Consider the following 2,627-nt stretch of genomic DNA (forward strand, 5'->3'; position numbering starts at 1 on the left):
ACAAAGATTGAAAAAATAGCGGGTGGAGCTTCATTTGCCCCCAGCCTGTAATCATTACTGGCAGAAGCAATTGAAGACCTTAAAAGTTCCTCATAAGTATCTACAGCTTTTATTGTATTCACAAAAAAGGTAAGAAATTGCAGGTTTTTCATGGGTGTTGAACCCGGGCTTAAAAGGTTTACCCCAGTATCTGTTGCCAGGGACCAATTGTTGTGTTTCCCTGATCCGTTGATTCGAGCAAATGGTTTTTCATGAAAAAGGACTTTAAAATTATGCCTGTCCGCTACCTTTTCCATAATATCCATTAGAAGCAAATTATGATCAACCGCCAGGTTTGCTTCCTCAAATATCGTAGCCAACTCAAATTGATTTGGTGCTACTTCATTATGCCTGGTTTTAACAGGAATCCCCAGACGAGTACATTCCTTTTCCAGATCTCGCATATAATTAATGACCCTTAAAGGTATTACACCGAAATAATGATCATCCAATTGTTGTCCCTTGGCTGCCAGATGTCCGACTAATGTCCTACCCGTAAGAACAATATCCGGGCGAGAACCGGCCAGTGCTTTATCAACCAGAAAATACTCTTGTTCCCACCCCAGTGTTGCGTGGACCTTGGAGACATTTTTATCAAAATATTTAGCAATCGCGGTAGCCGCTATATCTACCGCATGTAATGCTCGTAATAGTGGAGCTTTATTATCAAGGGCCTCACCAGTATAGGAAACAAAAATTGTGGGAATACAAAGTGTCGTACCATAAATAAATGCCGGAGAAGTTGGATCCCAGGCCGTATAACCCCTTGCCTCAAAGGTATTTCTAATACCTCCACTTGGAAAACTGGAAGCATCCGGTTCTTGTTGTACAAGTTGAGCACCCCCAAATTTTTCAACTGCTCTTCCATCGGCCGAAAGATCAAAAAAAGCATCGTGCTTCTCTGCTGTAGCCCCGGTTAATGGCTGAAACCAATGTGTGTAATGGGTTGCACCCATCGTGATAGCCCAGGCTTTCATGGCCTCTGCGACCTGATCAGCTATTTTTCTGTCAATTTTTGAGCCTGAGAAAATGGCCCCTTTTACACTTAAATAAGCATCCTTCGTAAGATACTGCAGCATTCTTTCTTCATTAAAAACATGGGTTCCGAAAAATTCTGATCGCCTCCCTGTTTCTGTAATGAGTAGCGGTTTATGTTGGTAACTTTCAGTAATTGCATTGAATCTCAATCTGGACATACACTGGATTTTATAATTTAATTAAAGCAAAATTAAACAATTCATAGAAAAATTGCATAATTATAAAAATATTGCAAAATCCCTTCAAAAAATTGGGGGTGTTAATAATTATATCGAAATTTTTGATAAATACCCCCTATTTTTTCATAGATGTATTTAAAATAATTTATTTTTGGAGATCGTAAATTGAAAAATTAACACCGAAGATTATGAGCAAGAGTAAATTAGAATACATTTGGCTGGATGGCCACGAACCAACTCAGGAACTAAGAAGTAAAACCAAGATTGAAGAAGACTTCAGTGGCAAATTGGAAGACTGCCCTTTATGGTCTTTTGACGGAAGTTCCACAGAGCAGGCCGAAGGCGGTTCTTCAGATTGTCTGTTGAAACCTGTAGCTATTTATCCCGATCCGGAAAGAACCAATGGATTTTTAGTAGTGGCAGAAGTGTTAAATGCAGACGGAACACCGCATGAATCCAATCATCGTGCTAAAATTGATGATGATGACAATGACTTCTGGTTCGGATTTGAACAGGAATACTTTTTAATGGATACCGAAACAGATTTACCTCTTGGGTTTCCTCGTGGTGGATTTCCAGGACCTCAAGGTAAATATTACTGCTCCGTAGGAGGAAGGTATACCTGGGGTAGAGAGTTTGTAGAGGAACATATGGATTTATGTATTGCGGCTGGAATTAATTTTGAAGGTATAAATCAGGAAGTTGCGCCAGGACAATGGGAATTTCAGTGTTTTGCCAAAGGTGCCAAAAAAGCGGGTGATGAAATTTGGGTAGCACGTTATCTATTGAATCGCCTTAGCGAAAAATATGGCTATTACATAGAATTACATCCAAAACCCGTCAAAGGCGATTGGAATGGTAGTGGAATGCACGCAAATTTTTCGAATACTACTTTAAGAACATGTGGTTCTAAAGAAATTTATGAAAGAATTTGTGAGGCCTTCAGACCTGTCGCTCTTGATCATATAGACGTTTATGGCGCTTTTAATGATGAAAGACTTACCGGTTTGCACGAAACAGCATCTATTAAGGATTTCAGTTATGGGGTATCAGACAGAGGTGCTTCAATCAGAATTCCGATAATAACCGTTGAAAAAGGCTGGAAAGGATGGCTGGAAGACAGACGACCAGCATCTAATGGAGATCCATATAAAATTGCAGGTAGAATTATCAAAACGGTAAAATCTGCTAAAATAGAAGCAGTAGCTAACTAATTCTCCGCATAATTTTTACTGAGCCGCCTTTATTTCCTTAAGGGCGGTTTTTTAATTATCTATAGTCTTTAAAGGGGTATTCATCCATAATTCAGAGAAATCATCTGGTTTAACTATAGGCTGGTTTTTATCAATAGGTCTGTCCTTTTGCATATAC

The 2,627-nt window shown here is 39.2% G+C and carries 2 protein-coding genes; one reads left to right on the plus strand and one right to left on the minus strand.

Annotated features, from left to right (window positions below):
- Positions 1–1,235 (minus strand): glutamine synthetase III (locus WBN20_RS01335; RefSeq protein ID WP_424280430.1); only part of this gene is annotated, 1,235 nt, incomplete at its 3' end.
- A 209-nt stretch (positions 1,236–1,444) separates the two neighbouring features.
- On the opposite strand from WBN20_RS01335, the gene WBN20_RS01340 reads away from it, so the two are divergent.
- Positions 1,445–2,470 (plus strand): glutamine synthetase beta-grasp domain-containing protein, encoded by a 1,026-nt coding sequence (locus WBN20_RS01340; RefSeq protein WP_424274532.1) that lies wholly within the window; start codon positions 1,445–1,447, stop codon positions 2,468–2,470.
- Positions 2,471–2,627 lie beyond the last annotated feature (157 nt).

Origin of the sequence: Eudoraea sp. (genome assembly GCF_049665975.1) — a bacterium.
Taxonomy (GTDB): Bacteria; Bacteroidota; Bacteroidia; order Flavobacteriales; family Flavobacteriaceae; genus Eudoraea.

Coding starts and splice junctions, on each gene's coding strand:
- WBN20_RS01340 (WP_424274532.1), top strand. CDS start 1,445: ATGAGCAAGAGTAAATTAGAATACATTTGGCTGGATGGCCACGAACCA.